This is a genomic window from Methylobacterium sp. E-016, assembly GCF_022829745.1.
Taxonomy (GTDB): Bacteria; Pseudomonadota; Alphaproteobacteria; order Rhizobiales; family Beijerinckiaceae; genus Methylobacterium.
In genome coordinates, this window is record NZ_JAKSYF010000034.1 from 1 (window position 1) to 25,912 (window position 25,912).

Below are 25,912 nucleotides of genomic sequence, written 5' to 3' on the forward strand. Positions count from 1 at the left end.
GGGGTTGGCCGCGTCTGAGCGGCACCCGACCGCGCCGGAGGCCCTGGCCTCCATACACACACCCGCCTGGTCGAACATCTCGGTGGCCTAGATATCCTTGTCCACGAACCGCGCAATGTCCCCCGGCGTCACGGCACGGTCGACCACGCGGCGATCGACGTGCACGGTCTCGTCGTGCCGGGTGACGTTCTCGCTGACGCCCTTCTCGACCGCGTAGGAGCGGACCCGGACACGACCGCTGTCAACCATGCGCTTGCCGACGTTGAGGCGCTCCTCGACCACCGGGATATAGTCAGTGCCCTGCGCGGTCCCCCGGGCCGCGACGGTCTCGGTCCCGCCCGCCGCGTGGAGGCCGGTGGTCTCCGTCGAGGTGACGGGGGTGGCGGCCATGACCGGCGCGCCGGCGGCCTGTCCGGTCCAACCCTCCTTGCGCCAGGAGGCCTCACGCTCGTCCATGTCGACCGAGCCGTGCTCCTCCAGGATATCGTAGGTCCGCTCTGCGTAACTGTCCTCGACCGTCGCAGTCAGCATGGTGCCACCGCGGTTCAGTCCTTCGGCGTGCAGGTGGCGGTCCTCCTCCGGCATGAAGAACTCCTTCAGCGAGCCCCACATGCCGCCCTCGTGGGTCGTGGCGGCGCTGGTCGTCGTGCCGACCTCGCTGCCGGACAGGATCCGAACCCCAACCTCGGGAATGCCAAGGGCAACGAGCTTCGCCTTGGCGGCGGTAGCCTCGGGGTAGGTGTCGTACATGGCGGTGATGGTCTGGGTCATGGTTCGATCTCCGATGGCAGTGCGTGGGGCAGGGCCGTGACGTGCCCCTCGGGGGACACGCGTTCGATCACGGCGTGCTGCCTGCGCAGCGTCACCGGAACCTCGACGTCCTCGCCCGCCGTGGTTTGGCGGACGTGCACCTCCTCCTTCAGGACGAGGCGCTTCTCGACGACGAGGATCTCTTCCAGGACCGGGATGATAGTCACCCCGTTCTCCTCGCGGACTGCCGGGGGCATCTCGCCCTCGGCCAGGGTCCGGTTGATAGCCACCCGGGTGACCCCGACGTAATCGCTGCGCAGGGTCTCACGCAGGATCTCCTCGACCGTCTCGGTCCGGGTCGAGACCCGCACCCGCCCGGTCTCCACCGCCCGCCTGTCGATGCGGGCGGTCTCGGCGATCAGCGGAAGCGGCACGGTCTCACCGAGCGCGACCTCCGCCGCCTGCTTGTCCTGCGTTCCGAGGAGACGCGGCTCGATGGCGGCGGGGTCGCTCATCGTCAGACCCGGCGCTGGGTCGTGACGGCGGAGGCGGTGCGGGTGAGCACCGGGTCGACGGCGGCACCACGCCCGGCGAAGAAGGCTGCCAGGGCACCGAGGATCAGCGCCAGGGCGCCGTAGAGCGCGCCCTGCGAGCCGACGCGGGCGGCGGTGTCAGCCGCCTGCTTGGCCTGCTCCTTGGTCTGGGCGACCGTGTCGTTGAACTGCTTCACGTACTGGGCGACCTGGGTCCGGGCCTGATCGACCGGGATGCCCTGAGCCTTGGCCAGTGCCTGGGCGGCCTTCTCCTGCGCGTCCTTCTGCTGGGCGGCGTCACCGGTCACGGCGGCGCGCATGGCGCTGACGGCAGCGTTCTTAAGGGCCTCCGGATCATTGCCGGTCGTGCCACGGACCTGGCTCTCGATGTTGGAGAACGGGTTGTCCATGCCCGGCAGCGACGGGGCCGCGGCCTGGGCTGCCGTCTTCACCGAGCCGCCGATCAGGTTGCCGGCACCACCGAGCGTGCTCGACACCGCGCTCGACGCGCCGCTGACGATGCCGCCGACCGCCGAGGACAGCAGGTACACGACGACCAGGGTCGAGACCGCCCAGGCGATCAGCCCATGATAGGCGGTGGTGGTCCGGGCCGGCTTGCCCGAGAGGCGCCCGGCGAGCCAGCCGCCGGCGGTGGAGGCGAGGATGCCGGAGATCACGAACCAGATCCCGGCACCTGAGGACAAGCTGCCCGCCGTCGGAGTTCCGTTGCCGGCCGGGTCGACGGTCGAGAGACCGATCCCAAGCCCGACCATGTTCAGGATGACCTGGGCGACCAGTGCGATCACGGCGCCGGCGATGACAGCCCCCCAGGAGATGGAATGCAGCGCCATCGTGCGCATGTCCTCAGCCGGGGTGGCCAGGCTGGTGGTCGGCAGGTCGCGGTCATAGGCCGGACGGGTGGTATCGGGGGACAACGCCATCGTGGAAACTCTTTCGTCGGGAGTGGTCGGGTCGGTCTTCGGCCGAGAATCGGCGGAAGGGGGTGCGCCGGGTCAGAGGACCCGGCGGCGGCCGGCCAGGGCGTGGTAGAGCCACAGCACGATCACGGCGCCGACGACGGCGACGAGCAGGCTGTAGAGGTTCACCCCCGAGACGCCGGGCTGGCCGAACTGGTTGAACAGGAAGCCGCCGACGACGGCGCCGACGACGCCGAGCAGGATGTCGACGAGCAGGCCTTGGCCGGTGTTGTTGACGATCTTCGAGCCAATGAAGCCGGCGATCAGGCCGAGCCCGATCCAGGCGAGGAGGGACATAGGCGGGCTCCGGGCATGCGGGATCGGACGGTGCCGAAGCCACGCGGGAAATTTCGGGGTTCGGTCTTCTCTCGGGCGTCGGGTGCACCCCGTTGTACCGGCCTGTTGTGATCCGTTCGGCGGACAGTACCAATGCGCGACAAGTGGCCTAGGATCGCGATATTCCGCCAATTAACATCGCCGGTCCGGCTTATTTTCGATCCGAACCTGAGCTCTAGGGAGATGAATTGGGCATCATTCAGTCCCGAACAGTTTTCGGATTTGGGCCTGTCGAGGGTTTCTTCCGCGTTTTAAGCGCTTTGATCTCTGGCGCCGGTCCCGGGTCCCCGGTGAGCTTCCTCAGCGCGTCACGCACCGAGGCCTTGACCTGTTCCAGCGTGGGCTTGGGTTCCTCAGCCATTCGGTCCCCAATCGACGCCCGTGGCGCGCCGTTGAGTAAAGATGGCTTGCGTTCCGTCTCGCGCACATCGTCGAAACGTACCGGTTCGTACGTTTTACGTACCGGTCCGGGCCTTTCGTCTAGCGGTTAGGTCGCCGGGAAGCCGTGGTCGCGTCCCCAGACGACGGCCTGGGTGCGGCGGTTGACGCCGATCTTGCGGTAAAGGGCGGCGGCGTGGTTGCGTACCGTGCTGCCCGACAGGGCGAGAGCGTGGCCGATGGCCTTGTCGCTGTCCCCCCGGCAGATCAGGTTCAATACCTGACGCTCGCGGGAAGTAAGGTCGGGCATCGCGGGCTTCCCTGCCTCGCCGGGATTGCGCAGGACCGAAAGCTTCTCGACAAGGCCTCGACTGAACCACGAGGCGTCGGTCATCACCGTCTCGATGGCTGAATACAGTTCGCGCTCCGACCGTTTTCGCTCGGTGATGTCCTGCAGGACCATCAGAACCGCATCCTCGCCGTTGATGACGATGCGCTCGGCCGAGACCAGGCAGTCGAGGGACGCCCCGCCACCGTCGCGGACGCAGGTCTCGATGCCGAGGGCGGACCCTTCGCGCTCCAGGGTCGCCTCGAACCGTTCACGGGCTACGTCGTCGACCCATAGCCCGGTCTCCGTCACGGTCCGTCCGACGGTCTCCTTCCCGGTTCGGCCGAACACCCGGACGAACGCCTCGTTGACCGCGGTCAGTTCATGGTCGCAGGCCCGGGTCAGCACGGTCGGGACCGGAGTGAGCCGGAATGCCTTGGCGAAGCGCTCCTCACTCTGGCGCAACGCCGTTTCCGCAATGCGGCGCGGTTCGAGATCGGCGAAAGTGAACAGCATGCAGGCGACGTCGGCCATCGCGATGGGCTGGCCCGCGACGATGACCGCGTGCGTGCCGCCATCAGGGCGCTTCAGGAGTGCCTCGCGGTGAGGGATCGGCTCGCCGGCGTTCAGGTGTTCCAGCGCCCTCTCCCGGCCGTGAGCCTCGGCGAGGAGATCGACCTCGTACACGCTGCGACCGACGAGCTTGTCGCGTGTGTACCCGGTGATCTCCAGGAAGCCGGTGTTCACGCGGACCAGGCGCAGGTCGGACAGGCGCACGATCACGGCCGGGGCCGGATTGGCGTTGAACGCGCTTTCGAAGCGTTCCTCGGCCTCGAACTGCGCCGAAATGTCCTTGATGATCAGCGCAAGGAAGGTCGGGCGCCCCCCGGCGTCGGTGACGACGAGGCTTCGGAGGGAATGCACAAAGTCGACGCCCGGGCGGTCGGCGTGCCGGACCTCGACGACCACGTCGCGGAAGGTCTCGCCGTCGACGACGCGTTCGATGGGATAACGGCCCGGTGCCTGGTTGTTGCGGTAGCGCAAGCTAAATCGGGCCCGGTAGGCGTCGACCGTGTTGCCGAGGTCGGACAAGGCCGCGACACCGTGCATGGCCAAGGCCGCGTCGTTGGCCCAGGCGATGCGTTGGTCGGGCTCGACTAGGATCACGCCCTCGCTCATCCCGGCGACGAGTTGCCGGAGTTCGGAGCGGTTGGCGTCGGTCGCGACCGGTCCCTTCTCGCGGCCGTGGCCACCCTCGATCCGTCCCCGGGGTGCTCCGTCATCGTGGTCGGCGGGGCTTCGTTCCTCGGGCGCCGCGAGGGGCGGGGTGACCTTGGCCTTCATGATCGCCCCCCCGGGGCACGACCGATACATCGCGCGCGATGACATCGTCGGGCCAAGGTCCGGGAACGTAACATGCCCGACGGGAAGTGTCCCCATGCAGCCGCCGGACGTTCCCCGGAAGTGGATGCGGGATTCCTGGGACCAATCGCTCCGGGCAACGTTATGGGGCGGTGCGCCGCACTAATCGAGCGTGCCTAGGGATGCCGTATGCCCAACGATGATGCCGTGGTCCCGCGTCCACCCGCCCAGGTGCCGCCGCCTCTGGTGCCGGGCCTTCGCGGTCTGCTCACGCTCGCCGTGGGGGTCGTTCTGATCGCAGCGCTATACTTCGGGCGCGAGGTGTTCATTCCCCTCGTGCTGGCGGTGCTCCTCAGCTTCGTCCTCGCCCCGGTGGTCAACCTGCTGCGGCGGATCAAGTTGGGGCGCGTGCCCTCCGTGATTGTCGCGGTGCTGCTCGCGCTCGGCGTAATCGGCGGCATCGGCGCGGTCCTCGGCACGCAGGTGGCGGGGCTTGCCGGCAACCTGCCGCAGTACCAGGCAACGGTCTCGAAGAAGTTCGCCGGCCTGCAACAAGGCTGGCTCGGCGATGCCAACCGAGTCATCGCCAAGTTCAGCCACCAGGTCCACGACGCCACCCAGAAGGCCGACGCGGCCGGCACCACCGCGGCAACCGGTCCGGGGGGCGACACACCGAAGGCGCAGCTCGTCCGGGTACAGGAACCAGAGATCTCGCCTCTCGCACTTGCGGAGAAGGTGCTCGGTCCGATCTTCGAGCCGCTTACAACGGTCGGCATCGTGCTGGTCGTCGTCGTGTTCCTGCTCCTTCAGAGGGAGGACCTACGAAACCGCATGATCCGTCTGTTCGGGTCGAGCGACCTGCACCGCACGACGGTGGCGATGGACGACGCAGCCGGCCGGCTCGGGACCTACTTCCTGGCCCAGCTCGGCATGAACGCCGCGTTCGGCGTCATCGTCGGCGTTGGCCTGTGGTTCATAGGTGTGCCCAACCCGATCCTCTGGGGCGTGTTCTCGGCGCTGATGCGCTTCGTGCCCTACATCGGCGCCTTCATCTCCGGCATCCTGCCCGTCGCCCTGGCTGCGGCGGTGGACCCGGGTTGGAGCATGGTCATCGCCACCGCCGCTCTGTTCCTGATCGCCGAACCGATCTTCGGGCAGGTCATCGAGCCACTTCTTTACGGACACTCCACCGGGCTCTCACCCTTCGCGGTCATCGTCTCAACGCTGTTCTGGGGCTTCCTCTGGGGTCCGATCGGCCTGATCCTGGCCACGCCCTTCACGGTCTGCCTCGTGGTACTCGGCCGCCACGTCGACAGCCTGGAATTCCTCGATATCCTGCTCGGTGACCGGCCGCCCCTGACCCCTGTGGAGAACTTCTACCAGCGCATGTTGGCCAGCGACCCTGACGAGGCGCGCGATCTGGGCGAGGCCATGCTCAAGGAGCGCTCGTTGTCCTCGTACTACGACGAGGTCGCGCTCAAGGGCCTGCAGCTCGCCGCCAACGATTATGCGCGCGGCGTGGTCACACCGGCGCAATTAGAAAACATCCGAGCATCGGCCAGGTCCCTGGTCGAGGACTTCGAGGACCATTCCGACGTCGAGCCGGCCGGGACCGACACGACGGTCAACCCGAACGACACCCCGACGCTCGCCGAGCGCGCGCATCCGAAGACCGAGGCCGTGCCAGGCCAGGCCCCGTCACGCGAGACGCTAACCCGAGGCGTGGCGCGGCGAGGCGCCGGTACTTTGCCTCGCCGGACGCGGCCCCCTCGACGAAGCCTCCTCGGCGATGTTGGCGCAACTCCTGCGTAAGCATGGGCTCGGGGCCCGTGTGACCGCCTACCAATCCGCCTCGCGCGAGGGCATCCGCAACCTCGATCTCTCGGGCGTGGCGATGGTGTGCATCTCCTACCTCGACATCACCGGCAACCCGTCGCACCTGCGCTACCTGCTCGAACGCCTCAAGCGGCGGGCACCTGGCGTACCGGTGCTCGTCGGGCTCTGGCCCGTGGGCGAGGGGGTGTTGACCGATGCCGCGCTTGGCCGGCAGGTCGGGGCCGACGCCTACGTGTCGTCGCTGCGTGGGGCGGTCGAGGCCTGTCTCAAGGTGGCCGATGGTTCGTCAACGGGCGGTGGGACGTCCGTCGCGGCCAATGCGGCATAGGGGCGGAACCAGGCGATAGCTTGACCGTTGTTGGGCGATCAAGCAGTCAAGCCTTGGACGGCCGCCGTGAAGACAGTCCTCACCGCCTTTGCCATCTCCTCGCTGATCGTCGCCCCGGCCTCCGCATCCGGGACGCTAAGAGTTAAACCCGCTCCCGGGAATCCCGAGCCGGTTCGGATTGCCGCCGTGGTGGACGTCGTCCCCGCACCCGCCGCCCAGGCGGCTTCGGCCAAGAAGGTGCGCGTCGTCCTCGCCTCGCCCTACGGCAACTGAGGCCGGACCGCAGGGCTCGTCGTCGAATGGTCACGGGCACCGTTTCTCGGGCTGTCGTCAGTTCCCCGCCGCAATTGTCCCGTAGGCATATCCGACCTAGGGAAGTGTGAGTTGGTTACCCACCTAGGCCAGTGCTTGGGGGCATGGGTGTTTCGTAGTATCGGATGTATCGGGCAGTCCATGGCCGCCTGCGCGGGGCTTTGGACCCTTTTAGGACTTGGGGCCTGCGGTGGCCGACCGACCGGCGTACTCCTCCCCATTGCCGACGCGACACCCGTTACCGGCGCCTCCCGCGTCGACATGCTCGTCGCCACCACCCGCAAGTCCGCCACAGACCGCGGCGTGCTGTTCTCCGGGGAGCGCGGCGAGGCGGTGACCTACACCGACCTGGCGGTATCCATACCGCCCGATGCCACCCGGCAGCCCGGCACAGTGCAATGGCCTGAACGCCTGCCTGGCAATCCCGCCACCGACTTCGTCGCCCTACGCGCCGAACAGGTGGAACACGGCAATGTCGCGGCCTGGACCGGCAGGGCTGTGAGGGGGCGGGGCAAGCGCCATGTCCTCGTGTTCGTACACGGATTCAACAACAAGTTCGAGGATGCCGTCTTCCGGTTCGCGCAGATCGTGCACGATTCTGGAGCTGAGGTCGCGCCGGTGCTGTTCACTTGGCCGTCCCGCGGCTCGGTGCTCGCCTACGGGTACGACCGGGAGAGCACCAACTTCTCCCGCAACGGCCTGGAGACCTTGCTGCGCGACCTATCCAAGGACCCGAACGTCGGCGAGATCACCGTGCTGGCCCACTCTATGGGTAACTGGCTCACTTTGGAAAGCCTCCGGCAGATGGCCATCCGCGACAAGCGCGTGGCGCCAAAGATCAGGAACGTCATCCTGGCGGCGCCGGACGTAGACATGGACCTCGCCCGGGGTGCCTTCCACGACATGGGCAAGGACCACCCAAGGCTGACGCTGATGGTGTCGGGCGACGACCAGGCATTGGCTGTCTCGCGGCTCGTCTGGGGCGACAGCGTTCGCTTGGGGGCCATCGACCCGGACGCCGAACCGTACAAGTCGGAACTGGCGCGCGAGAACATCGGCGTCCTCAACCTGTCCTCCGTGAAGTCGGATGACGCCCTGAACCACGGCAAGTTCGCCTCCGGGGACGTGGTCGCGCTCCTGGGCAAGCGGCTCGCTGACGGCCAGCCGATCTCGGACGGCAAGGTCGGGATCGGGGACAAGCTCGTCAGCACGGCGGCGGGCGCGGCCTCGACAGTGGCAACGGGCGCCGCGCTGGCGGTGGCGGCGCCCGTGGCCCTCATCGATCCGCAGACCCGCGAGAGCTATGGCGAGCACCTCTCGAACGTCGGCAGCGGTTTCAAGGATACGGTTGGATCGACGGTCGACCTTGTGGGCGCACCGGTCCGGGCCGTCACGGGAGCCGGACGGTAGAGGACCGAAGAAGCGGGCATGGGCAGCTTTCGCGGCGTCACGCGATACTACGAGCAAGTCCGCGCCCAATTGGCTTCTATGCTTGTGTGCAACAGCCGTGATCAATACTTCACCGCCGCCGCGATCGCGGTGGCCACCGCGTTGATCTCGCGGATGCGCCCGGTCATCCCGCCGATCGAGGCGACCGCCTGATTGGTCGAGGCCTGGATCTGCGCGATCTGGCCCGAGATCTCGCTCGTCGCCCTGGCGGTCTGGCCGAGTTCCGAACCGCACGAGATGATCGGCGACGCGCCTATCTGGCGTGCCTCGTGATCTGCCACGTCGCCGACGCCCTTGCGCTCGCCGAGGTCCAGGCACAGCCCAGCTTCGGCGGCATAGGCTGGGAATGCGCGCAAGACGGCGGTTAAGAACGCCTTGAAGCGTGTGCAAGCAACGGTGGAAGCCCGGTGCACTCAGGTTTCTGTCGTGCTGGCGATCGCCAACGGCGTGAAGCACCCGGAAAAGCTGCCCCTACTACCGGGCAGTGAACGCGACGTGCCGCAAGTCGCGCTTGATACCCCCGGCGCCGGATTGGATGAAGGCTGATTGGATGTGCCTGGCCTTGCGGTCGAGATGGACGGGCAACGGTACTTTCTCGACGTGTGCGCTCAACAGGTGCTCGCCGCCTTCGTCCGCGCTTATCCAAAGCACCTTGGCGAGATCTGGCTATCGTCGTTCATGGATCCCGGACTTGAGCACCTTGGGCTCGACGTTGAGCCTGCGTGGCTGACAGGGCTCGTGGCTTGAGCGGCCGGCAGATCGGAAGTGGCTCAGCTATGGGTGTACGGCAGCCGTGCGAAGGGGACCGCACGGCCAGACAGCGATTTGGACATCGGCCTCGTGCTCGTTGACGGAGAGCCGGACTATTCCGGCGAGGTCGGGACCGACTGGCCGCTCGGCAACTACACGGCGTTCAGGGACCGGTGGGGGAAGGAACTCACTGCAATTGTCGGGCGGCATGTAAGCCTGGAACTGTTCGCCCGATCTGGCGAGGTCGAAAGCAGGGAGGCCTGCGCCGCGAAGGTTTCGGCGATCATGCTGTGGTCTCGTGCCTCGGGCTAATCAGCAGGGGCTGCGCCTGTTAGCAAATGTTAGCATCAGCAAGGCCGGCACCGACGCGATGTCATGTCGGAGAAACAATCGTTTTCTCGACGCATGTAGCTACATACGGCTGGGTCCGAGAAGAGTGGGTAGCGGAAGTCAGCCACTCGCCTCGAAGCGGACGTTCCGCATCCGAAACAACCCTGTCGGTTTCGGACTTGTGGTGGTATCTCCGAGGCAGACAGAAATTTCGGTCTGACTTGAAAGTGCTTTTGTGCCCTGACGCCAAAAATTTTTCCTCCTTCAACAATATAGATTTTGTCCAAGCGCACACTCAAGAGGCGGTAATTCGCCTCAATCAGACGCTAAATATCAATCGTCGCCGCCACTTTGCTTGTGGCTTCTGCTAATGTTTGATCAAGATAAGCGCACCTTGCGGTATACCGTGCGTCCTATTGTGTCAGCCTGGCGGCCCGAAGCGCCTGAGCAAACATGGTTTGCATCGCGTTGTTGATGTCTGCGTGTGATGCCGCCCGAGGGTCGTCGGAGTTCCAGGCGGTTTGAACAAGGCAGGGTCGCGGCTTGCAGACCACGGATAGAGTGTCGCCACCGCACGCCACGCCGTCGCGGAGGGCCGCGATGCGGTGGCGGCGAGACGCTCCCTGGGGGCCGCCTGGGCGACAGTCGCTCGCCTGCGAGATCCGCACGAGGCGCTGGGTCGTCTCAAGATCTCGCTCTCCACCGAGCTGCCTGGACTAGGGCCGGAGTCGGCGGACACCTCTCTGGAGCAGCTCGACGCCCTCGCACGCGGGGAGCGCAGCCGCGTCGTCGACCCCGAACGTGCGGTCCTTGTGATCGCGGCCTCGTGGGCCGTGGGCATCCACGATGAGCCGGGCCGCCGTATCAACTTGAAGCTCGACGACGGGGGCGGCACCAGCGTCTCGAGCGTGACGGATCTGGAGCCGGTTCCCCTGGTTGAGCTCGGCGATGGATGGACAACCGCGGCCAGCGGCTAACGCGGCGGCTTTAGAATATGGGGGCGCCGCGAGCCTCGACTCCCGCCGCCCCATGTCTTCGTGTGCCCGGGGTATGGGACCGGAGAGGGCGGCATGAGCGTCCAAGACCAGAGCTATCTGCCGACGCTGGCCGGCTTCCTGCGCATGGGGATCTGCGTGAATACCGTGCCGGGGTACGATCCCACCGTGTGGCGCCGAGCTCAAGGGTTCTTCCTTGCCAGCTGACCGCCGCTACCGCGAGAACGATTGGGAGAGCCGCATGCGGCCCGCTCCCACTGGGGCGGCCGTGCTCCGCCTGATGGCCAGCCACGGGACGGAGGGCGTCGAGGAGCGCTGGGGCGGCCGTCGCCCCGAGCGCTTGGTCATCGAGGCCCGCCGACGCGAGGCGAGGGCGGGCCTGCAGCCGGGGCGCTAGGCCTCGCCTTCGATCTCCGTAGCCTCTGCCTCCGCCGCGGCCTTCGAGCCGGCCCGCGGTCCCCATTCGCGCTGCGGCGCCTCCGGTCGCTCGGACCGCGGTGTGAAGACGATCTCGCCCGGCACGCGCAGCGTCGCCGGGTCCGGGGCCTCGGGACGCGTCCACGTGATCGACGTCGTCCGGTAGTCCCGCGACGCCTCGAAGCGCAGGCCCAGGCCGACGTAGACGCCTACGATCGCGTTCAGGGCGGCCACGCTGGCCGTTCCCTGTTCGACGGCGACGATCGTGCGCGCGGACAACTTGCCCTTCGTTGCGAGCTCGGACTGCGGGATCCCGATCAGAGCGCGGGCGGCGCGGAGCATTTCGGGGGTCGGGTACATCGGGGAGGCCTTCGTGCTGCGGCGCACACACACGCCGAATCGTGCAAACCTGCCTGCGGGACAGCCCATCTGCAAGCGAAACTGCACGCTCGGAGGTCAGCACCACTTGCAGATGCGTTGTCCGAGGGGCAACATCAGATTCGTTACGCCGCGTTGACGTCGTGACGCCCCCGCCCGGCCGGTGAGACGGCCGAGCGGGGATTGGCCCGCCGCACAGGAGACACCCCGTGCAGCAACCCGACACCACCGATACCACCATGGCGGCCCCGCCGCTCCCCCTGACGGACGTCGACGTCCAGGGAAAACTCGCCGCCCGCCTCCGGGCCGGCGGCGACGCCCTTTTCCTCGAAGGCCTCGCCCGGATCGGGCAGTCCGCCCCGGAGTCGGCGATCGGCCTGATCGACCTCCTCGCCGACGACCACGAGCTCCCGCAGCTCGTGACGTTCCTGCGGTCCTCGCTGGCCCTGCGCATCGACGCCGCCCGCGAGCTCGCCCGGTTCGAGGCGATCCGGGCGCTGCCCCCCCGAGGACCAGCCCGGCGGCGCCAACGACCAGGCGCGGGCCATCGCGTTCGCGCGCGACCCGGGCCGGTGGCTCCCCGGTGCGGCTCTGGCCCCGCGCTACTTCCGGGCCCCGCCGGCCGGTGTCCGTCACGTCCTGTTCCTCGGGCTCCTGCATCCGTGGACCTACGTCGCGGAGGCGTACGCCAAGAGCGACCTGTCTGAGCTCGTGAGCTACGCCGAGGACGCCGGGCTCCACCGCGGGATCGGCGTCGGCACCCGCGCGACGGGCGACCGCCTGCTCGCCGAGGGGCTTCTGCCGCCCGGGTACGCGTGGGCGAGCGTCGATCTCGACGGCGGGCCGGCGCCCGTCACCCCGTTCCGTGGGAGGGCTGCCTGATGAACGCGATGGTCTCGATCCAGCTGGCCCTCGCTACCGCCCCCGGCACCCCGTTCGAGGGGGCCTGGGAGTTCGACGGCAAGCGGCTCCGCTACTACCACGACGGCGCGAAGATGCTGACCGTCGCCCCGGATGTGGCCAAGGCCCTCGGCTACCGCACCGCGGGGGACATGACCCGCACGCTCGACGAGGACGAGAAGGGTACGCACACTGTGCGTACCCCTGGCGGCCGGCAGGTCGTCAAGGTCATCTCCGAACTCCGGCCTGTACCGCGTGCTCACCCAGCGTCGCGGCATGAAGACCCTGTCGGTCGAGACCCGCGATCGGATCGCCGCGTTCCAGCGGTGGCTGTACCACGACGTGCTACCCACGATCGCCGCCACGGGGTCGTACAGCCCGGCGCCGGCGAGGGGCATCACCCAGGTCGACCTTTACAACCCGGACGTCCTCCTGCCCCTGTTGGCCAGCTACGCGCAGGGCAACGTCGCCCTCAAGGCGGAGCTCGTGGTCGAGCGACAGGCGCACGAGGCCACCACTACGGCGCTGGCCGACGCGCATGTTCGGGCGGACGCCGACCGACCCAAGATCATCGCGCAGGAGAGGCAGGCGCTGGCCGACGGCGAGCTCGGCCTGTCCGAGGCGGCCGTCGCCCTCGGCGTCGACCGGATCCGCGTCGTCGACCATTTCTTGCAGCTGGGCTTCCTGGTCCGCGGCGTCGACGGCCGGTGCCGGTCCACCCGGGAGGGGCGGCGATCCGGCCTCGTCCGGCAGACGGTCGGCACCAAGGAGCGGATGGACGGATCGGAAATCCTGCGCGGGTCCGTGGTCGTGACGGCCACCGGCTACACCCACCTCGCCGAGCTCTTCTGCCGGGGTGCCGCCGGCGCCGGCCAGCCCGCCCTGCCGGGCCTGTGACCCGAACCCGGGGCGGAACCCCCGCCCCGGGCCTCCGTGGATCGATGCAGGAGAATGATACGATGACCATCGAGAGTATCATTGGCGTGGCGAAACCCTCGACGCCGGAGGAGGTTGCCGCCCGCCGCGCCGAGGCCCGCGAGCGCCGGATCGCATCCGCCCGGACCACGGCGCGCCCGAGCGGCGAGGCCGTGGTCGCGCAGGCCGGCCGGGGCGGGGCCGCCAAGGTGGCGCTCGATCCGGCCGGCGAGGTTCGCGCCCTCGGGGAGCTCCTCTACGGCGAGCGCTACACGGCCGAGCTCGCCCGAGACATCGGGGAGGATCCCCGAACCGTCCGCTACTGGATCGCCGGCGAGCGTGCCGTCCCGCCCCGGGCGATGGCCTGGATCCGCGCGGCCGCCCGGCGCCGGGCCGCGGCCCTCGTGGCGATCATCGGGGCTGAGGCGGCCTAGGGGCAGACGGACCGTCCGGGGACGATCGGACCGGGCGGTCGCGGCGCGTAGACCCGGCCGTCGTGGCGGAGCGCCCCGCCCGGCAGGATCGCGAGGTCGGTGTCGAGCGGCGAGGCCGAGCCACCGTTCGAGTAGCACCGCGGCGCCGTCACCCGGCCGCGGGCGTACCGGGGCGCCGCGCAGTCCACGCCGTCGATCCCAAGGCCCGGCTCCCCCACGTCGACCGAGATCGGCAGCGTGCTGTCCGCCGGGCAGTAGAACCCCGCGCGGGGCCGCTCCCCGGCGACGGCCGCCCCCGCCGCGAGGGCGAGGGCCAGGGCGGCGAGACCCCGGATCATGGCCGGTACCCCGTGGACGCCACGGCCTCGGCCAGCAGCGCGGCCTGCTCGATGGCCTGGGCCGACCGGCGCGCGAGCCGTGCGTCTCGGCATTCCGACCCGAGGATGTAGAGCGTCCCCGAATATGTCCGGCACCAGCCGGGGCCGCGCTCCTGGATCACGGACGTCGTCACGAACGTGTTTCCGAGGATCGGGTGCCCCCACGTCTCGCCGTGCAGGCACGGCTTGTCGGTGCCCGGATACGACCGCTCGATCCAGTCCCTCATGTACGGCGCCCTGTCGATCTCAGCGTCGGTCGGGGCATCGGCGCGGCCGGACAGGGCGGCGCGGACGCGGTCGCGGCGTAGGGCGACGGCCGTCAGTTCGGAGGGAGTGAGGTCACGCAGGCGCATCAGGATCTCCTGTGTTGGAAATGAGAGCGTGCATCCACGGGATGCGAGGTACCAGGGCGTCACCGCCCCACCCGGTTCTTCCGGTCGGCGTGGTGGTTACAGCACGCCTTTGCCCACCCGTCCGAGCGGATCTTGCCCGGCGCCCCGCAGAACTCGCACGTGAACGCCGACAGGTGCTCGACGTTCGCGACGATCCGAGCGACCTGCCCGACTACGGGGAGGCTATGCTTCCTGCTTAGACTGTAGTACCATCGAATACTACCGAACTTCTCCTTTGTCTGCTCGCACTTGAACGTGCGTCCACCGGCCTCCTCAATCATGCTGGCTCCGGCCTCCCACAGCCAGCGCCACCCGCCCCAGCTGTTCGGGCCGCCTTCCTCGAACGCCCGCGGGAACCGGACGCCGAGTTCGGCCCGCCAGCCCTCCGGGATCCTCGGCGTGCCGTCCCGCCAACGCAGGGCCGTCGCCCGAGCGAGGACGGCGAGCAGCGTGGACGAACGGGGCGGCCCGCCCCGCCATTCGATGAGGGGCCCGTGGGGGGACGGGCGGATCGCGACGACCTCGATAGGCATGCTGCCCTCGGTCTCGGTTGTGGGCAGCCCCGCGAGGGCGGCGGCGGCGATCGTAGTGAACTCGGACTTCGACATGGGGAGGTACTCACAATCTAAGGAGTGGTGGGGGACGGGGGGCCGCGCGCCGATTTCACGACCGTGCGGCCCGGACGTCGGCGAGGCGGAGGACGAGGCCGGCGAGCGCACCCGTGTCGTCCTCGGGGTAGGCTCCGGCGGCATGGGCACGCCCCGCGGTCCGGAGGAGGGAGAGCGCGGCGCAGACGACCTCGGCGCGGGGATCCCCGACAGCGTGGCGGTCGCGCAGGTTGGCGAAGGCCGAGACGATGGCGGGGTGGACGATGGCGACGTGCATGGCGGGCCTCCTCAATGACGGGGGGTGAAGCGGTCGCGCGCGGCGAGGGCCACCTCGATCATCCGGCGGAGGGGGCGGAGCGAACCGCCCCGCCACGCCGAGAGCGCATCGAGCTCGGACCCGTCGAGGTCGGGGCACCAAGTCTCGTCGAGGCCCCGGGCGGCGCGGACTTCCGCCAGGATCGCCGCGGCGACGACGGGGAGGTCCTCGGCCCGGGGGGCGGGCCACCGGACGACTTGGCACCGGTCGCGTAGAGGGCTGCCGACGCCGTCGATCTCGTTCGCCGTCAGCACGTAGGACACGCCCGAGAGATCGACGGCCGTCTCGATCGCGGGGTCGTGGATCCGCGCCGCCGTGTGCCGCTCAAGGTAAGGCAGGATCGTTTCGTCCAGGCGCCCCCAACGGCGCGAGTTGCCGGCCTTCTCGACTTCATCCACGACGATCCCGACCGTCGCAGTGGACGCCTGCAGGATCAGCTGCAGGGGCACGGATGGCCGCCACGTTCCCCACTGCCGCGACGTGCCGGCGAAGGCTCCGCCGTCCATCATGCCGGCCACCGCGTAGACTGTGACCGGTAGGCCGGACGCCTCGATGAGCGCCTTCGCGAACGCGGTCTTGCCGCAGCCCGGGAGACCGACGAGGAGGCGGGGTCGGAACGCCGCGTGAGGGGCGCCGACGAGGTCCATTGCGAACGCGTCGATCGCTTCACCCGCCCACGGGAACCGGGCCCGCAGGATCGCCGCGAACTTTGCAGGATCGGGAGTCGGGGTGACCGGCATCGCCTTCCCAGCCACCGGTTCGACCAGGGCCCGAGGGCTGTCGACGCGCTCGCGAGAGACGGACGACGGCTTGGGCAGGTGTTCGAGGTTCGCCGGCACGACGACGATCCCCGGGGCCGTGGGCGGTGGCGTGCCAGGGTCCCGGCCGGTGCCGCCGAGGTGGGCGAGTGCGGCGAGCCCCTGGTCGAGCAGGGCCGGGTCGGTCAGCCCGGCGCCGTGGCCGGGGCGGAGCAGGGCCTCCTCCTCACCGACGGCGTGCTCGGCGCAGGCGATGACCATGATGGCTGACAGCCAGTCGGAAGCCAGCCCGTCGAAGGCTCCGATCCTCACGCACATTGCATCCGGCACATGACCGGGCTCGGCGTCGAGCTCCGCATCGCTCGCCCATAGCTGGGCCGTCCGCATCAGGAGCGCGATCTCGGGCAGGTGCCGGTCGATCCCGCTCCGAGCGAGGCTGCCCGCGCGGTACAGCGCGTCGGCGGCCAGGATCGCGGACGCCCTCGCACAACCCAGGGCCGCGCGGTGGAACGTCAGCAGCCCCGACAGTGTGTCGAGGTTCGCGGCCCAGGCGGTGTCGGCTTCCGTGAGCGTCCGCGTTGCCATGTCCTCGACCAGGGCGTCGAGCGCGCGGAGGGTCTTGCGCGACGGATTGCGTTCGACGTCTCCGAGGGCGGAGAGCACGTAGGAGGGCACGACCTCCGCGTAGGCCGCGAGGTACGATGCGACGCGGGTAGCCGCCTCGGCCGCCGGGTCGAAGGCGACGAACTCTCCACCGCACAGCAGCTGGCTTCGGGACATCGGCTTATCTGGGTCGCGTGGGCCCGCCCAGGGGGAGGGATCGAGCAGGGCGGCGCGGACGGCAGCGACGGCGGCCGCGTGTTGGCCTGGGGTTCTGGACTGGTCGCTCATGGGAGGTCTCACTCGAATGAATGGCGCGCAGGGGCCGAGCCGACGAGGGCTCAGGCGGCGGTGCGGTCTTTCGGTTTCGAGCGGCAGGGCATGGCGGGGAGGCTCCGGTGATGTTCCGTACTATCCAGGGGCTATCACCGACGCAACCAAAAGCGGGGTTCTTGGTGAACGTCGGGTTGCTCGTTGGGCTCGGCCCACGTGCTGACTGGGGCGATCCCGGCCCAGTAGCAGTTGTCCTCATGCTGTACTTCGTGAGCCGTGGGGCGGCCCGCACCGTAATAGGTCCGGATCCGGAACTCAGCCCCGAGGCACGCTAGCAGCCGCTGCAAGCGCATCAGCGGGGCATCCTCCAGCCTGCCCGCCTCCAGGTCGATCAGCTGGCCGACGGGCATGATCGCCATGTGGGCGAGCTTCCGCAGCGGGATGCGCAGCTGCTGCCTGCGGGCGCGGACGGCGGCGCCGATCTCGGCGAGGTCGATGGGCAAGGGCGACATGGCGGGAGCCTAGCAGGCCGAGTCGCAAGTCAGCGCTCGCACAAATTGAGAACGCCCGTAACGTCGAGTCAAACGACGGTGCGGAGGCGGCGATGGCGGACGGGCGGTTGGCGAGGACGGTGACCCACGACGAGGCGCGGGAGGCGTGCCGGCGGCTGATCAACAGCCACTTCCGCAACGAGGACGGGGCGCGCTGCTCGATCCCGGCGAACCCGGATCGCGACGACGACCTCGTGCTGTCCGCCTACATCAAGCAGCGCGCGGTGGCCGACGTCGACGGCGCGGCGGGGCCCGTCCGTGGTCCCTACGAGACGGTATGCCAGGCGGTCGTGGACGTGCGTTTCGCCGCCCGTGCAGCACGCGGTCTTGTGGAGAGGCTGCCCGGCGACGACTGGCGCGAGGTTGTGCTGAAGCGGCTTGAGACGGTGATCCACGAGCTCGGGCTGGTGCGAGCGCCTGCCCCCCGATGGATGGGAACGTTCACGGGCAGGCCGGGTGGGGCCAGCGTCGGCTTTTACAGGGATGACCCGGTGAAGCCGGTCCCAATGGCGTGGCGTGGCGAGGCACATACAGTCGGTCGATCCACGTGGTTCGGTCCTTGGCGTCGCGAACGGTCGGCCGCCAACCGCGATATCCGCAGGGTGCTTCTGGTCATTTCAGGTTTCACCGTGTCTCGCCCCCTCGCCGAGGTGTCGGTGAAGGAAGAGACGGACGCCGAGCGCTACGAGGGTGGCCGCTACGACCCGGGTGAGGTCTCGTGACGTTCGCCCTCGTCTCCTGCGGGGCGGCCGTGCTCGTCACCGTGGCGGCCGCGACGGTGCTGGCGATCGACGTCGCCGGCCGGGGGCCCCGCCCGTGAGGCCGCTCTCCCCAGGGCGACCGGCCTCGCCCGAGCCCGCGACCGCGCGCTGGCCGATGCCCGCGCCGCGGCCGACGCCGGCAACGTCGCCGCGCACGCCGAGGCAGCCGATCGGGCCGACGTCGCCGAGGAGGCGCTGGCCGGCATGCTGGTGCCCGACGGGGCCGGGCCGTCCGTCGCGGCACGGGGGCTCCTGAACGGCGCGGCGATCCTCGCGGGCGGGCGCGCCGGTGTCCGTGAATGCGGACGGGAGAGTGCGCTCCCCGCCGTCGGGTCTTTCTGGTGAGAGAGGGGACGATGCAGCGTCCATGGCTCTATTTCGGCTGCCACGAGCAGGCCGGCCATCACCTACGCTACGGCGACGGGACGTGCCCGAGATACGGCCCCCCCCTGGCTTCGCTCAAACGGTTCGACGGTATGTTCTGCCCGCCGGAGGACGTCGGTGAACATGTCGCGGCGCTCACCCGGCTTGGCACGGTCGGCTACTCTGCTCTGGCGTTCTGGGACCGCAGCGTCGACAGCCGTCCGGGTTCGAACAGCATCATCTTCGCGCCGAGCCTCGACATCACCGCGCAGGAGATCGTCGATGGCGCGCGGGTGCACTTGCATCTGTACGCCCGTCGCTGGCCGTCGATCGACGTCAGCCGGGCGGAGTACCGGCCGTGAGCAGATCCAGTGCGTTAGCCCGTTCCCAGGCGCTCGGCCAGGTCGTCGAGAGCCGCCTCCAGCCATTCGAGCGCCGCCGCGTCGAGGGGGGTGCCGGTGGGCTCGCCGCGGCAGGCCATCGTGATCCCGTGCTCGCACGTGAGACCCGCCGCGACGACCCGGTCGGACAGGGACGCCTCGGTCCAGGGTTCGCCGCCGAGAGCGCGCTCCGCAAGGGCGACGGCTGCGGGGGGGTCGGGCCAGCCCGCCGCGTGCGCAGTCAAGAGGAGGTCGAGGGGGCTGCCCGGCTCGTAGCTGATGAAGCCCTCGGGGCGACGGCGTCCCTTAGGGAGACCGGCGAGGACGCGGATCGAGGCGGGGTCGTAATCGTCGGGCATGCCGTCCAGGTTGGCGTGCCTTCGGCGGCCCGGCAAGCTGATGCAGAGAACGGGGCCACCGGCCGGATCGGGCCGACTTAAACCATGAAAAAGGATTCAGGGAACGCGAAGCCTGAATCGTTTTGCTGGATGCGGGACCCCGGGGCCGCTCCGTGACGGCCCGGATGACGGCGGCCGAATGCCTGGCCGCGATGTCCGCCCCGCCGTCCGCCCGCCGCCCGGCCGAGGACGTCGAGGGGCCGGTCCACGAGGCGGCGCTCGATGCCCTGGAGCTCCGCCTCGACTCCCAGTACATCGTCCAGCACACCCCGAACCGGCCGCGCAGCCGCATCCAGGGCGGCCGCGAGAAGCGCCTCGGCGCGGTGCGTGGCTGGCCCGACCTGGCGATCTACGGGCCGGGACCCTCGGGCGGGTCGACGTGCTGGTTCGGAGAGGTGAAGCCCCCCCGGGACGCCGGTGCCCGGGTACCAGCGCGAGCTTCATGCGCGCCTCCGGGGCGCGGGGTTCGCCGTCGCGGTCCTGCGGGGCGTGGACGACGTCGAGGCGGCGCTGGCCGAGTGGGGGCTGCCGATCCGCTAGAAGGGAACGCGCTTGGCGGCTCCCTTGCACAGGTCGCCGTAGAGGTGGACGAGCGCCCGGTCGACGCGCGTCGTGCGCTCGTCCTGATCGGGGAGGCCGCGCGCGATCGAGATGCGCTCGACCGTCAGGCTGTCTGAGCAGCTCTTGGAGCCGTCCGGCCAGAACTGGCACCACACCTCGTCGCCGGGGCTGCCGGCCAGCCGCCAGTTCGCATCAACGATCTGCTCGACCACAACGCCGTTGCGCGTGCTGATGACTTGGGGGACCTTATTGATGTCGCCGGGGATGACGCGCCCGAGGTAGATCTCCTTGTACAGAGCTTCGAGGTTCGGACTCGGCTTCACCGGGCCGGTGCCCCAGTCGGATCGGATCCGGCTCTCTGCCGGCCGGCTCCGGTCGGTGATCCGGACCGTGCACGCGGCCGGGTCGGTGACGCGGACCTCCCAGTTCAGGCCATCGACCACGACGACGTCCGGTCCCTCGCGCCGCACCATCGACTGCGCGCCGGATCGCTGCAGGGGTAGGACCGTCTCCTCAAGCGACTGCGCCGTCGCCCCGCCGCTCCATGCGATCGCCGCGACCACCGCCAACGTCCAGGCCAACCTCATGTCGCGCTCCTCGATCCGTACCGTGGGGTGACGATGCCTGGGGAACGGCGGTGCCGGCAAGCTCCGGCCGCTGGTCAACATCGTCCCCGCCGGTCCACGATGGCGCCGACGGGAGGCATGCATGGGCACCAAGGATCGAGATCTGGACGCGATGGTCGCGACCGTGAGGGCGGCCGCGGCCGAGGTGGGCTCCCACGTCGTCGATGTTCTGCTGTCGATAGAGGACGCTGCGATGCCTGCCGCCGGCATGAGCGCAGATGGTCTCGCCGGGCGGGGCGCCCGCAGGTCGTCTACTGCCTCGGGATCACGTTCGACGCTGGCGAGCAGGTCCTCTCCGACCTCTCCGACGAGGACGCTGGCGAGGCGTTGCTGGAGCAGCCCCGGGTCCGGAAGCTCGTCACGAAGTGGCGCGCCCGCGACGGGCAGACCGCCCAAGTCGTCGCTACCGTGGTCGTCGACGGCGTGATCCACGGGTTGCTTGTACAGCCGACCTGGTACGAGGAGTACGAGGCCGACATAGAGGCGCACGGCAAGGAGGCGGAACGGCTCCAGGACGAGCGCGACCGCCGCGCCGAGGCCGACGCGAAGGCGCGGCTCGGCCCCCTTGTCCGGAAGCTGATGGCCGACCCCCGGTTCACAGCGGGGAAGGTCGGGCGAGCCAAGCGGCTGACCTTGGCGGAGGCCCTGTTCCCCGACGAGGACCGCACGGTGCTCGGCGAGGTCGTCGACCTGGCGGAGAGCCAGCACTGGCTGGCCACCGGGCGCTAGGGGTCCGTTAGGGGCCGACGGGCATCATGCCGGCATGTCGCGCCGCCCCCAACGACCCGTAGAACCCAAACCTCCGAAGCCCCCCACCCCATGGGAGGCGGAGCTCGCCGGCGCGCGTCAGTCGCTCCGTCATTGGGACCTGTCCACGGCCGTGGTCGAGGGGCCGCCCCTTGTCGACCTCCTCGCGACGCACCCGGTCGTGCTCGGGATCCACTCGCGGATGTCGCCCGCCAACGTGACCCGCGTGCTCCGCCCCGGGATCGTCCGCCGCGCCCTGATCGTCACGTCGGCCGGGGAGGCCGAACCGCTCGCCGTGGCGCTGGAAACGCCCGGGATCCTCATGCCGTCCGGTCCAAAGAAGAAGGACGCGGCGCAAATCCACTGGCTCGTCTGCCTGCCGCCGATCGACGGGCCGCGTCCGGAGGCGGCCCTAGTCCGCGTCGTGATGGCGGACGTCGAGGAGATCCTCGCGCTGGCGACGATGCACCGGGCACCGCCCGGGGACTGGCCAGCCCTCGACGCCCTCGCGCCGTAGGGCCGCCGGGCGTGCCGTGGATCGCGTCACGCCGCCGGTGGCAGGCTCCGTTCCGTGACCGCCACGGCCGGGGCCAGGACCCCGCGATCCGCGTCGCCGACCACCCCGCCGGAGGGACTCCGAGCGGGGGTTTTGCACGACTGCGGTTCCGGTTTCGGTTCCGGTCGCCTCAACCGAACCAGTTGCCAGAAGCTGTTCAAGGCCTCGCACAGAGGGGAATAGATGGTGGGCCCGGCAGGACTCGAACCTGCAACCAGACCGTTATGAGCGGTCGGCTCTAACCATTGAGCTACAGGCCCAAGCCGTTATCCCAGCTTGCTTTTAGGCATCGGTACCGTCGCCGCTCAACGTGGGGCGGCAAGACGGCGACGGAAACCCTGCTCCTGCCTACCGCGAGCCGGTGCCGGCGACAAGCGGGGTGGGGGCTCGGACGACCGTGCCGTCGCTCCGATCGATCCGATCGCGTCTCGGCTCGCATGGCAACCAGGATGCTGGCGTGCGGCACAGGACGGGCGATCGGATACGAAGAAAATGCCCGGACGCGAGGCGGCCGAGCACCGAGCGTAGCTGCCCAATGCTACTCCGCGACGGCCGGTGCCGCCTCCGCGATCGCCACGCGCGGCACGAGCAGGGATGCCGACAGCGTCAGCAGCGCGACGGCGAAGACCGTCCAGAAGGTGCCGTGCAGGGCGTGCTGCAGGCTGAGGCGGGCCGCCTCGCCGGCTGCGCCGAGGCTCGCCGGGTCGTCGAGCAGGCGGCGCAGCTGGTCGGGATCCACCCCGGTCCCGCCGTCCGGATGGATCAGGCGATAGTTCAGCACGGCGCCGAGCGCGGTGGCGCCGAGCGTCGAGCCGAGGTTGCGCGCGAAGATGTTCGAGGCGGTGGCCGCCCCCCGCTGCCCCCAGGCGACGCTGTCCTGGATGATCACGATCGCCGCCGTCGACAGGAAGCCCATGCCGAGGCCCATCACGATCGACCCCGCCGCCGCCACGACCGGCGAGGTCTCCGGGCCCAAGGCCACGAAGGCCGTCGCGCCGATCGGCAGCAGGGCGGCGCCGAGCAGCAGGACCGGTCGCAGGCCGAAGCGGACGAAGCTGCGCGCCGCCGTCGTCGCGCCGATCGGCCAGCCGAGCACCATGAGGGTCAGGGTGAACCCGGCGACGAGCGGCGATTGCCGGAGCACGCCCTGCACGTACATCGGGAGGAAGGCGGTGAGCCCGATGATCGCCATGCCCGAGAGCAGCGTCGCGGCGTTGGCGGTGAGGATCGGGCGCTGCCCCCACAGCGAGAAATCCAGCATGGGGTCGGCGGCCCGCCGCTCCTGCAGCACGAACAGCGCGATCGCCGCCAGGAAGGTCAGGCCGGCGGCGACGGCGAGGGCCGGCGCGGCCGACGTCTCGGTCAGGGCGATCATCAGCGCCGCGATCGCCACCGTGAAGAGGGCCGCCCCGATCACGTCGATCCGGCGCGGCTTGCGCTCCACCTCCTCGCGCAGGAACAGCAGGAACAGGACGGCCGCGAGGACGCCGACCGGCAGGTTGATCCAGAAGATCCACGGCCAGCTCAGATGCCCGACGATCAGCCCGCCCGCGAGCGGCCCGGCCACCGACGAGACGCCCCAGACGCTCGCGAGATAGCCCTGGACCCGTCCGCGCTCGCGGGCCGCGTAGAGGTCGCCGACCACGGTCATGCTCACGGGCTGGATCGCGCCGGCCCCGACGCCCTGCACGAGCCGGAACAGGATCAGCGAAGGCATCGACCAGGCGATGCCGCACAGCAGCGAGCCGACGAGGAACACCGCGATGCCGAACAGCAGCACCGGGCGCCGGCCGTAGAGATCGGACAGCTTGCCGAACACCACGGTGGTCGCGGTCTGCGTCAGCAGGAAGGAGGCGAACACCCAGGCGTAGAGATGGAGGTCGCCGAGCTGGCCCGCGATCTGCGGCATCGCCGTCGAGACGATCGTCGCCTCGATCGCGATCATGAACATCGCCGCCATCACCGCGGCGAGGACCAGCGGGCGGCGCGTCGTCGGTGCGTTCAGCATGCGCCGGCTTTAGGGCTCCTGCGCCGCCGGCGCCAGAGGACGGCGATCTGCTGGCCCGCGCCCGCGCCGGCAAAACTTTCTCGATCGCGCGACGTAGGGGGTGGGCGGAAGGACATCCGCCCATGCTGGCCTCAAGCCTGATCTGCCTCGTCGCCGGGACCGGCCTGGTCGCGGCGTCCCTGCTGATGCCCGCCTATCGCCTGCGACTGGAGGTCATCGGCGCGGGGCTGTTCATCGCCGGCCTCTGCCTGCTCGGCGCCGAGCTTCCCCTGTTGCGTTGAGGCCGGTTCCCGATCGCGGGTCGTGTCCCGCCGCCCTGCGGCTCGGTCGTCATGCCCCTCGGGTGCGGGACGGGTTTCCCATCGCCGCCCGGGCGGCACCGTCTCCACGGCATCTCGGGGGCGTCCGCCCCAGCGCCACGCATCGGTCCGGGCGCCGCGATCCGCGCATGGCGGCCGGCGAGATCCGCCGCGCGGCCGGCTTCGAGAGGCACGCCGGAATCGGGCCGGATCTGATGAGCGGATGCACGATCCCTATCGGCGTCGTCGACCGATGAACCCCGCACGCACTTGATTCGAATGCCGACTCGGCCGACTGCGCCGGCAAGGGGACCGCAGGGCGCCGCCCACAGGTCTGCGCAGGAACGCTCGAACATGCCGAACACGTTTGGCCTCAACCGCACCCTCGGCGGCGCGATCGGCGCCATCGCGCTCGTGTCGGTCCTCGGCAGCGGCACGGTCCTGTTCACGCTGGACCGCCTGAACGAGGCGACCGAGGCCCGTCGCAAGGTGACGCTCGTGGCGCGCGGCCTCGACGCCTTTCGCGGCGCCATGCTCAACCAGGAAACCGGGCTGCGCGGGTACCTCATCACCGGACGCGACAGCAGCCTCGAGCCCTATCGGGCCGGCCGCCCGGCGCTCGATGAGACCATCGATCGGCTTCGGGCGCTGACGAGCGGCGAGGCCGAGACGTCGCGCCTGCTGGCCGATGCCGTCGCCGCCGCCCGCACCTGGCAGGCCGAGATCGGCGAGCCGGCCGTGCGCATGGCCGCCGACCCGGCGCGACGGCCCGAGGCGGCGCGCGTCGAGGCCGAAGGCAATGGCAAGCAGCTGTTCGACACCCTGCGCGAAAAGCTCGCCGTCATCGAGACCAAGCAGGACGATGCCCGGAACGCGCTGAACGATCGCGTCGCGGAGGCGCAGCGGACCGCGTTCCTGACCCTGTGGGGCGCGGCCCTGATCACGCTCCTGATCTGCATCGGGATCGGGATCGCCATCAACCGCGTGATCGTCCGGCCGCTCGGGCGGGTGATGACCTTCGTCGAGCAGGTCGGTCAGGGCGACCTGTCCGGGACGCTCGGGGACGGCGGCCACAACGAGATCGGTCGCCTCGGGCGTACGCTGAACGGGATGGTCTCTGGGCTTGCGGACTTGGCCCGGACGAACCGTGCGGCGACGTCGGACCTGAACGCGGCGGCGGCCGAGATCCGCGCCTCGGCTCAGGAGCAGGCGGCGTCGGTGGAGGAGCAGTTCGCGGCGGTGCAGGAGACGGCGGCGACGGTGGACGAGATCACCCATTCGGGCGCGCAGATCACGAAGCGGGCCGGCGAGGTGATCGCCACCTTCGGCCTCGGCCATGACTGTCAATCGGCGTTGAAAAGGGACCCGGGATCGGCGTCCAAAAAGGACCCACTGGCGGCATGGTTTCCATTGATCGGTGACGCAGCGCGCGACGCCGCTAAGCCGTCAGGGTGAGCGCAGCGGCGTCGCCCGCGTCTCCAGCGACCCGCCCATCCGGTCGCGGCGTGCCCCGGCCGGCTCCGAGGCGCGGGTCTTCAGCCTCCAGCTCGTGTTGCCGGTCTCCAGCATCTCGCAGTGGTCCGTCAGGCGGTCGAGTAACGCGGTAGTCAGCTTCGCACCTCCGAACACG

Annotated in this window: 33 protein-coding genes, 1 tRNA gene and 2 pseudogenes; 17 read left to right on the forward strand and 19 right to left on the reverse strand. The window is 69.7% G+C overall.

Annotated features, from left to right (window positions below; genetic code table 11):
• Positions 1-87: 87 nt before the first annotated feature.
• The 5 genes from MKK68_RS02115 to MKK68_RS02135 form a co-directional block, all read right to left on the reverse strand.
• On the reverse strand, positions 88-771 hold the full coding sequence (locus tag MKK68_RS02115; RefSeq protein ID WP_244028314.1) for a YsnF/AvaK domain-containing protein: 684 nt from the start codon (positions 769-771) through the stop codon (positions 88-90).
• Positions 768-1,265 (reverse strand): YsnF/AvaK domain-containing protein, encoded by a 498-nt coding sequence (locus MKK68_RS02120; RefSeq protein ID WP_244028316.1) that lies wholly within the window; start codon positions 1,263-1,265, stop codon positions 768-770. The genes MKK68_RS02115 and MKK68_RS02120 overlap by 4 nt, the downstream gene beginning before the upstream one ends.
• A 2-nt stretch (positions 1,266-1,267) precedes the next feature.
• The gene (locus tag MKK68_RS02125) at positions 1,268-2,224 is read right to left on the reverse strand and encodes a PhnA-like protein (RefSeq protein ID WP_244028318.1); all 957 of its coding nucleotides are present in this window, start codon (positions 2,222-2,224) and stop codon (positions 1,268-1,270) included.
• 72 nt (positions 2,225-2,296) lie between these two features.
• The gene (locus MKK68_RS02130; RefSeq protein WP_244028320.1) at positions 2,297-2,557 is read right to left on the reverse strand and encodes a GlsB/YeaQ/YmgE family stress response membrane protein; all 261 of its coding nucleotides are present in this window, start codon (positions 2,555-2,557) and stop codon (positions 2,297-2,299) included.
• 526 nt (positions 2,558-3,083) lie between these two features.
• Complete coding sequence (locus MKK68_RS02135) at positions 3,084-4,562, reverse strand: helix-turn-helix transcriptional regulator (protein WP_313899210.1); 1,479 nt, start codon at positions 4,560-4,562, stop codon at positions 3,084-3,086.
• A gap of 291 nt (positions 4,563-4,853) precedes the next feature.
• Between MKK68_RS02135 and MKK68_RS02140 the strand changes: the two are divergent.
• The 3 genes and pseudogenes from MKK68_RS02140 (at position 4,854) to MKK68_RS02150 (ending at position 8,550) form a co-directional block, all read left to right on the forward strand.
• Positions 4,854-6,828, forward strand: a pseudogene (locus MKK68_RS02140) (AI-2E family transporter).
• Between the two features lie 66 nt (positions 6,829-6,894).
• Complete coding sequence (locus MKK68_RS02145) at positions 6,895-7,101, forward strand: hypothetical protein (protein ID WP_244028322.1); 207 nt, start codon at positions 6,895-6,897, stop codon at positions 7,099-7,101.
• 300 nt (positions 7,102-7,401) lie between these two features.
• Positions 7,402-8,550 (forward strand): alpha/beta hydrolase, encoded by a 1,149-nt coding sequence (locus MKK68_RS02150; protein ID WP_244028334.1) that lies wholly within the window; start codon positions 7,402-7,404, stop codon positions 8,548-8,550.
• A gap of 101 nt (positions 8,551-8,651) precedes the next feature.
• Here the strand turns inward: MKK68_RS02150 and MKK68_RS02155 are convergent, their stop codons facing one another.
• Positions 8,652-9,002 carry a hypothetical protein gene (locus tag MKK68_RS02155; RefSeq protein WP_244028413.1) on the reverse strand — a complete coding sequence of 117 codons (351 nt, stop codon included), beginning with the start codon at positions 9,000-9,002 and terminating at the stop codon, positions 8,652-8,654.
• Positions 9,003-9,369: 367 nt separating this feature from the next.
• On the opposite strand from MKK68_RS02155, the gene MKK68_RS02160 reads away from it, so the two are divergent.
• From MKK68_RS02160 to MKK68_RS02170, 4 genes are all read left to right on the forward strand, one after another.
• Positions 9,370-9,651: a nucleotidyltransferase domain-containing protein gene (locus tag MKK68_RS02160; protein ID WP_244028336.1), complete on the forward strand. Its 282-nt coding sequence runs from the start codon at positions 9,370-9,372 to the stop codon at positions 9,649-9,651.
• Between the two features lie 623 nt (positions 9,652-10,274).
• On the forward strand, positions 10,275-10,646 hold the full coding sequence (locus tag MKK68_RS02165; RefSeq protein ID WP_244028338.1) for a hypothetical protein: 372 nt from the start codon (positions 10,275-10,277) through the stop codon (positions 10,644-10,646).
• A 93-nt stretch (positions 10,647-10,739) separates the two neighbouring features.
• On the forward strand, positions 10,740-10,871 hold the full coding sequence (locus MKK68_RS29355; protein ID WP_279605170.1) for a hypothetical protein: 132 nt from the start codon (positions 10,740-10,742) through the stop codon (positions 10,869-10,871).
• A 34-nt stretch (positions 10,872-10,905) separates the two neighbouring features.
• Positions 10,906-11,061: a hypothetical protein gene (locus MKK68_RS02170; protein WP_244028340.1), complete on the forward strand. Its 156-nt coding sequence runs from the start codon at positions 10,906-10,908 to the stop codon at positions 11,059-11,061.
• On the opposite strand, the gene MKK68_RS02175 is transcribed toward MKK68_RS02170, so the two are convergent.
• Together MKK68_RS02175 and MKK68_RS02180 are read right to left on the reverse strand one after the other, a co-directional pair.
• Positions 11,058-11,423 carry a hypothetical protein gene (locus MKK68_RS02175; RefSeq protein WP_244028342.1) on the reverse strand — a complete coding sequence of 122 codons (366 nt, stop codon included), beginning with the start codon at positions 11,421-11,423 and terminating at the stop codon, positions 11,058-11,060. The two genes, MKK68_RS02170 and MKK68_RS02175, sit on opposite strands and share 4 nt — an antisense overlap.
• A gap of 161 nt (positions 11,424-11,584) precedes the next feature.
• Positions 11,585-12,007, reverse strand: coding sequence for a hypothetical protein (locus MKK68_RS02180; RefSeq protein ID WP_244028344.1), 423 nt, complete (start codon positions 12,005-12,007; stop codon positions 11,585-11,587).
• A 163-nt stretch (positions 12,008-12,170) separates the two neighbouring features.
• Here MKK68_RS02180 and MKK68_RS02185 point away from each other — a divergent pair, with 163 nt between their 5' ends.
• The 3 genes from MKK68_RS02185 to MKK68_RS02195 all read left to right on the forward strand — a co-directional run bounded on the left by MKK68_RS02185 (position 12,171) and on the right by MKK68_RS02195 (position 13,708).
• Entirely contained in the window at positions 12,171-12,341 is a 171-nt protein-coding gene (locus MKK68_RS02185; RefSeq protein ID WP_244028346.1) for a hypothetical protein, read from the forward strand.
• A gap of 273 nt (positions 12,342-12,614) precedes the next feature.
• Entirely contained in the window at positions 12,615-13,256 is a 642-nt protein-coding gene (locus tag MKK68_RS02190; protein ID WP_244028359.1) for a hypothetical protein, read from the forward strand.
• A gap of 62 nt (positions 13,257-13,318) precedes the next feature.
• A complete protein-coding gene (locus MKK68_RS02195; protein ID WP_244028365.1) occupies positions 13,319-13,708 on the forward strand; it encodes a hypothetical protein in 390 nt (129 codons plus the stop codon).
• On the opposite strand, the gene MKK68_RS02200 is transcribed toward MKK68_RS02195, so the two are convergent.
• The 6 genes from MKK68_RS02200 to MKK68_RS02225 all read right to left on the reverse strand — a co-directional run bounded on the left by MKK68_RS02200 (position 13,705) and on the right by MKK68_RS02225 (position 17,544).
• Positions 13,705-14,046, reverse strand: coding sequence for a hypothetical protein (locus MKK68_RS02200; RefSeq protein ID WP_244028367.1), 342 nt, complete (start codon positions 14,044-14,046; stop codon positions 13,705-13,707). The two genes, MKK68_RS02195 and MKK68_RS02200, sit on opposite strands and share 4 nt — an antisense overlap.
• Positions 14,043-14,438, reverse strand: a complete 396-nt coding sequence (locus MKK68_RS02205; protein WP_244028369.1) for a DUF6634 family protein — start codon at positions 14,436-14,438, stop codon at positions 14,043-14,045. Before MKK68_RS02205 ends, MKK68_RS02200 begins: the two co-directional genes overlap by 4 nt.
• Positions 14,439-14,497: 59 nt before the next feature.
• Complete coding sequence (locus MKK68_RS02210) at positions 14,498-15,085, reverse strand: hypothetical protein (RefSeq protein WP_244028371.1); 588 nt, start codon at positions 15,083-15,085, stop codon at positions 14,498-14,500.
• Between the two features lie 55 nt (positions 15,086-15,140).
• Positions 15,141-15,362, reverse strand: coding sequence for a hypothetical protein (locus tag MKK68_RS02215; RefSeq protein WP_244028373.1), 222 nt, complete (start codon positions 15,360-15,362; stop codon positions 15,141-15,143).
• Between the two features lie 11 nt (positions 15,363-15,373).
• Complete coding sequence (locus MKK68_RS02220) at positions 15,374-16,939, reverse strand: AAA family ATPase (protein WP_244028379.1); 1,566 nt, start codon at positions 16,937-16,939, stop codon at positions 15,374-15,376.
• 245 nt (positions 16,940-17,184) lie between these two features.
• On the reverse strand, positions 17,185-17,544 hold the full coding sequence (locus tag MKK68_RS02225; protein ID WP_244028381.1) for a hypothetical protein: 360 nt from the start codon (positions 17,542-17,544) through the stop codon (positions 17,185-17,187).
• 92 nt (positions 17,545-17,636) lie between these two features.
• On the opposite strand from MKK68_RS02225, the gene MKK68_RS02230 reads away from it, so the two are divergent.
• Together MKK68_RS02230 and MKK68_RS02235 are read left to right on the forward strand one after the other, a co-directional pair.
• Positions 17,637-18,305 carry a hypothetical protein gene (locus MKK68_RS02230; protein WP_244028384.1) on the forward strand — a complete coding sequence of 223 codons (669 nt, stop codon included), beginning with the start codon at positions 17,637-17,639 and terminating at the stop codon, positions 18,303-18,305.
• A 395-nt stretch (positions 18,306-18,700) separates the two neighbouring features.
• A complete protein-coding gene (locus MKK68_RS02235; protein WP_244028386.1) occupies positions 18,701-19,069 on the forward strand; it encodes a hypothetical protein in 369 nt (122 codons plus the stop codon).
• A gap of 14 nt (positions 19,070-19,083) precedes the next feature.
• On the opposite strand, the gene MKK68_RS02240 is transcribed toward MKK68_RS02235, so the two are convergent.
• Positions 19,084-19,446 carry a hypothetical protein gene (locus MKK68_RS02240; RefSeq protein WP_244028389.1) on the reverse strand — a complete coding sequence of 121 codons (363 nt, stop codon included), beginning with the start codon at positions 19,444-19,446 and terminating at the stop codon, positions 19,084-19,086.
• Between the two features lie 456 nt (positions 19,447-19,902).
• On the opposite strand from MKK68_RS02240, the gene MKK68_RS29360 reads away from it, so the two are divergent.
• Positions 19,903-20,025: a hypothetical protein gene (locus tag MKK68_RS29360; RefSeq protein WP_279605171.1), complete on the forward strand. Its 123-nt coding sequence runs from the start codon at positions 19,903-19,905 to the stop codon at positions 20,023-20,025.
• Here MKK68_RS29360 and MKK68_RS02245 read toward each other — a convergent pair.
• The gene (locus MKK68_RS02245; protein WP_244028391.1) at positions 20,022-20,633 is read right to left on the reverse strand and encodes a hypothetical protein; all 612 of its coding nucleotides are present in this window, start codon (positions 20,631-20,633) and stop codon (positions 20,022-20,024) included. The two genes, MKK68_RS29360 and MKK68_RS02245, sit on opposite strands and share 4 nt — an antisense overlap.
• 366 nt (positions 20,634-20,999) lie before the next feature.
• On the opposite strand from MKK68_RS02245, the gene MKK68_RS02250 reads away from it, so the two are divergent.
• The gene (locus tag MKK68_RS02250; RefSeq protein ID WP_244028398.1) at positions 21,000-21,401 is read left to right on the forward strand and encodes a hypothetical protein; all 402 of its coding nucleotides are present in this window, start codon (positions 21,000-21,002) and stop codon (positions 21,399-21,401) included.
• Between the two features lie 151 nt (positions 21,402-21,552).
• Positions 21,553-21,936, forward strand: coding sequence for a hypothetical protein (locus MKK68_RS02255; RefSeq protein WP_244028400.1), 384 nt, complete (start codon positions 21,553-21,555; stop codon positions 21,934-21,936).
• A 223-nt stretch (positions 21,937-22,159) separates the two neighbouring features.
• On the opposite strand, the gene MKK68_RS02260 is transcribed toward MKK68_RS02255, so the two are convergent.
• Positions 22,160-22,235 (reverse strand) — tRNA-Ile (locus MKK68_RS02260).
• A gap of 278 nt (positions 22,236-22,513) precedes the next feature.
• Positions 22,514-23,983, reverse strand: a complete 1,470-nt coding sequence (locus MKK68_RS02265) for an MDR family MFS transporter (protein WP_147727823.1) — start codon at positions 23,981-23,983, stop codon at positions 22,514-22,516.
• Positions 23,984-24,105: 122 nt separating this feature from the next.
• On the opposite strand from MKK68_RS02265, the gene MKK68_RS02270 reads away from it, so the two are divergent.
• Together MKK68_RS02270 and MKK68_RS02275 are read left to right on the forward strand one after the other, a co-directional pair.
• A complete protein-coding gene (locus MKK68_RS02270) occupies positions 24,106-24,264 on the forward strand; it encodes a hypothetical protein (RefSeq protein ID WP_243932288.1) in 159 nt (52 codons plus the stop codon).
• Between the two features lie 372 nt (positions 24,265-24,636).
• Positions 24,637-25,605 (forward strand): annotated as a pseudogene (locus MKK68_RS02275) (CHASE3 domain-containing protein); the annotation flags it as partial.
• A 123-nt stretch (positions 25,606-25,728) separates the two neighbouring features.
• On the opposite strand, the gene MKK68_RS02280 reads toward MKK68_RS02275, so the two are convergent.
• Positions 25,729-25,912: ATP-binding protein (locus MKK68_RS02280; protein ID WP_244028402.1), on the reverse strand; the 184-nt coding region annotated here is incomplete at its 5' end.